We start from the raw sequence: 3,497 nt of genomic DNA, 5'->3' as shown, positions 1-3,497 counted from the left end.
ATCTGGCCGGGCCGCCCGAGTTCACCTCGGTACGCGCCCTGCCCGCGCTCACCCCGCTCGTCGCCCAGGGGCTGGCGCTGCGCAGTTCCTTCTTCGCCTGCGCCGAGGAGACGCTGGAGGGCCTGGCGGCCGGGCATCACGACCTGGCCATCGCGACGGCCCGGCCGCGCGGCGGGCTGCTCACCGCGACCCCGCTCTGCGACGAGGAGCACGTGCTGGTCGCCGCGCCGCGCTGGGCCGGGCGCCTCGGTCCGGGAACCTTGCGGCACAAGGGGCCGGTGGTGCTGGCCCAGCTGCCGGTCGTGGAGGTCCACGAGAGCCTGCCGCTCGTCTCCCGCTACTGGACCGCCGTCTTCGAGAGCCCGCCCGCCGCGTCCGGGACCGTCATCGTGCCGGATCTGCGGGCCGTCCTGGAGTGCACGGCGGCGGGCGCCGGCCTCGCCGTGCTGCCGCGCTACCTGTGCGAGAGGGCGCTGGAGCGGGGAGAACTCGTGGCCCTCCTGGATCCCCCCGTGCCCCCGCTGCGCACCTACTTCCTGGCGGTGCGCACCGGCACTCTCGCGCTGCCGCACATCGCGCGGGCGCACGAGTGGCTGCTGCGTGCCGCCGCCGACTGGTGAGCGCACACCGGCCCGGGACCGGACAGGTGTTTCAGAATCGGTTCAGCGGGCCACTCTCTTGCCATGACCGAACGTCCTGTGGTCAAGCGCACCGCACGCGCCATCCTGCTCGACGGCGACGACCTGATCCTCATCAAGCGCACCAAACCCGGAGTGGATCCGTACTGGCTCACGCCGGGCGGCGGGGTCGAGCCCGAGGACGCCACCGTCGTCGACGCCCTGCACCGCGAGGTGGACGAGGAGCTCGGCGCCAAGATCACCGATGTGGTTCCCTGCTTCGTCGACACCGTGGAGCACATCGAGGGCGGTGGGGTGAAGGGCGTGAAGGTCCAGCACTTCTTCGTCTGCCGGCTGGAGTCGATGGACCTGTCCCGGCGCCACGGCCCCGAGATCGACGACCCCTGCGGGGAGTACGACGTCGTGCGGGTGCCGTTCAGCCGCATGGGGATCGCCGCCGTCCACCTCGTGCCGCTGTCGCTGCGGCACTACCTGGACGGCAACATCGAGGGCGTGCGGGCGATGCACGCACCTGACCTGGGCTGACCGGCGGCGGCCTCGGCCCGTCCTCGTCCTCGTTCTCGGAGGCGGGTCGTCGGCTCGGGACGTCGGCTCGGAGCCGGTCGGACCGGGGCGGGTCGTCGGCTCGGCGCGGGGCCGGTCGAGCCGGGCCGAGGTGGTCCGGGCCGAAGACGGGGCGGTCGGGTCGGGGCGAGGTGGTCCGGGCCGAAGGCGGGGCGGTCGCCCGGATCAGCTGTGGCCGGTCCCCGTCAGCTCCTCCAGGTAGTCGTGGCGGATGCGCTCGGCCGGTATGCCGACCCCTCTCAGCACGTCCACGCTGCTGCGGATCATGCCGGGCGGGCCGGAGAGGTAGGCGTCGTACTCGTGCCACGGGCCGCACGCGCGCACGGCCTCGGGCAGCAGCCCCTGCAGCACTCCGTGCTCCCCCGGGCCGGAGGCGACCACCGGCCGCACCGCCAGCCAGGGGTAGGTCCGTTCCAGCTCGATCAGGGTGTCGATCTCGTACAGGTCGCGATCGCTGTGCGCCCCGTAGAACACCTCCACCGGACGCCGGTCGCCCCGCTCGGCAACCTCCTCCACCAGTGCCTTGATGGGGGCTATGCCCGTGCCCCCGCCCAGGCAGAGCAGACCGCTGTGGGTGGAGTGGTCGACCGTCATCCTGCCGGTGGGCGGACCGAGGCGCACGATGTCCCCCGGCCGGGCCCGGTGCACCAGGGCGTTGGAGACCCAGCCGGCCGGGACCGCCTTGACGTGGAAGGTGAGCAGGCCGTCGGGGCGGGGCGCCGAGGCGAAGGAGTAGTGCCGCCAGGTCCGGGGCCACCACGGGGTCTCCATGGCCGTGTACTGACCGGCGAGAAAGGGGTAGGCGTGGTCGGGGCGGAGCGTGAGCACCGCTATGTCGCGGGTTCTCAGCTCATGGGCGACGATCTCCGCGTGCCACCAGGCGGGGGCCCACTGCTCGTCCTCGGCAGCCGCATCGATCATGATCTGCGACATCGTGGTGTAGGCACGCACCCACGCCGCTTCTGCCTCCCCGTCCCACGTGGCGGTCGCGTACCGGCTCAGGGCCCCCAGAAGCGCCTCCCCCACTGCTGGATAGTGCCCGGACAGCGTGCCGTACTTGCGGTGCCCCCGGCCCAGTTCACCGAGGTACTCGGCCAGGGCGACGGGATCGTCCAGCCGATCGGCCGCGGTGAGGATCGCGCGCAGGAGCCGGTCGCGCTGGGTGTCCATCGCGACCGGGAACAGCTCGCGCAGCTCCGGACGCCGGACGAAGAGCAGGGCGTAGAAGTACGAGGTCACCTGGTCGGCCACGGGTGAGATCTCGGTCAGAGTGCGATGGATCAGAGTCGCGTCGGCAGATCTGTGTGTCGCGTCCTCGGTCCACCCGGTGGCCGGAGCATCCATCCTGTGCCTCGCCTCAAACGTCTTATGGTCGCCTTACGTACCCACACGGTCCGCAGCCCTGTTCACGGGTGCGGTCGGGACCCATCGACAGCCGCCCGGTGGGCGCTGCCACATCCCTCGGTCCAGCATGCCCTGCCCCGAACACGGGCCGGACGGAACAGCAGGAAGTCCGGTTGATCGAAACGGCCTTCGTCCGGCTCTCTGCCCCGCGACCGACCTGCGGAATCCATCACGCGCACTCGGGTCGTGCCGGTTCCGGCAACCGCCCCGCAGCCGGGCGGAACGGCAGCCCGCTCCGAGGCGGGAGCACACGGAGGAGACGTGCTGTACGCCGAGACCAGTACGCGCGGTTACTCCCGCTGTGGGACGTCCGATCGCCCCGGTCCGGGCACCGTGTTTCACGTGAAACCACTCAAACGCCCCGTCCGCCGCGGTCTCCTGGTGGCGCACGTCTCGATATCCGTGAGCTGGCTGGGACTGACCGTCGGACTGCTGACGCTCGGCATCGCGGCCTTCCTCACCAAGGATCCCGGCACCGCACGGGCCGCCACCCTCGCCATGAAGATCTTCGGTGACTGGCTGGTCGTGCCGGTCGCCCTGCTCTCCCTGCTCAGCGGCCTCGTCCTGGCGCTCGGCACTCCCTGGGGGCTGGCCAGGCACCGATGGGTCTGGACGAAGTTCTGGCTCACCCTGATCACGACGGCACTGTCCGTGTTCTCGTTGCGCCCCGGCATCGACGAGGCCGCGGCACGCGGCACCGTCGACATCGACCTGGTGGTCGCTCCCTCGGTGGCGACGGCGACGTATCTGTTCATCACCGCGATATCGGTACTGAAGCCCTGGGGGCCGACCCGTCGCGGCCGACGGCCGCGTCCGGCTGCCGGGACCGGTAAAGCAGTGGACGTGTGAGCACCGCGTCGGACAGCCTGACCCCCATGCCCAGCTCACTCC

General features: G+C 71.5%; 4 protein-coding genes. 3 read left to right on the top strand and 1 reads right to left on the bottom strand.

Going from position 1 to position 3,497, the window contains the following annotated elements; all coding sequences use genetic code 11:
• Together EAO76_RS44040 and EAO76_RS44035 are read left to right on the top strand one after the other, a co-directional pair.
• On the top strand, positions 1-620 hold a 620-nt coding region (locus EAO76_RS44040; RefSeq protein WP_148841800.1), incomplete at its 5' end, for a substrate-binding domain-containing protein.
• Positions 621-683: 63 nt separating this feature from the next.
• Positions 684-1,163, top strand: a complete 480-nt coding sequence (locus EAO76_RS44035; RefSeq protein WP_148841799.1) for an NUDIX domain-containing protein — start codon at positions 684-686, stop codon at positions 1,161-1,163.
• Between the two features lie 204 nt (positions 1,164-1,367).
• On the opposite strand, the gene EAO76_RS44030 is transcribed toward EAO76_RS44035, so the two are convergent.
• Positions 1,368-2,546 (bottom strand): FAD-binding oxidoreductase, encoded by a 1,179-nt coding sequence (locus EAO76_RS44030; RefSeq protein ID WP_148841798.1) that lies wholly within the window; start codon positions 2,544-2,546, stop codon positions 1,368-1,370.
• A gap of 402 nt (positions 2,547-2,948) precedes the next feature.
• Between EAO76_RS44030 and EAO76_RS44025 the strand changes: the two genes are divergently transcribed.
• Positions 2,949-3,455: a DUF2269 domain-containing protein gene (locus EAO76_RS44025; RefSeq protein ID WP_148841797.1), complete on the top strand. Its 507-nt coding sequence runs from the start codon at positions 2,949-2,951 to the stop codon at positions 3,453-3,455.
• Positions 3,456-3,497: the final 42 nt, after the last annotated feature.

The organism is Streptomyces sp. sk2.1 (assembly GCF_008120935.1).
In the GTDB taxonomy this organism is placed as follows: domain Bacteria; phylum Actinomycetota; class Actinomycetes; order Streptomycetales; family Streptomycetaceae; genus Streptomyces.
Note: the sequence above shows the minus strand (reverse complement) of the source record. Positions and strands in the feature narration are given on the sequence as shown.

What these genes read in the sequence shown, in the direction of transcription:
- EAO76_RS44035 (WP_148841799.1), top strand. Translation starts at nt 684, where the DNA reads ATGACCGAACGTCCTGTGGTCAAGCGCACCGCACGCGCCATCCTGCTC.
- EAO76_RS44030 (WP_148841798.1), bottom strand. Translation starts at nt 2,546, where the DNA reads ATGGATGCTCCGGCCACCGGGTGGACCGAGGACGCGACACACAGATCT.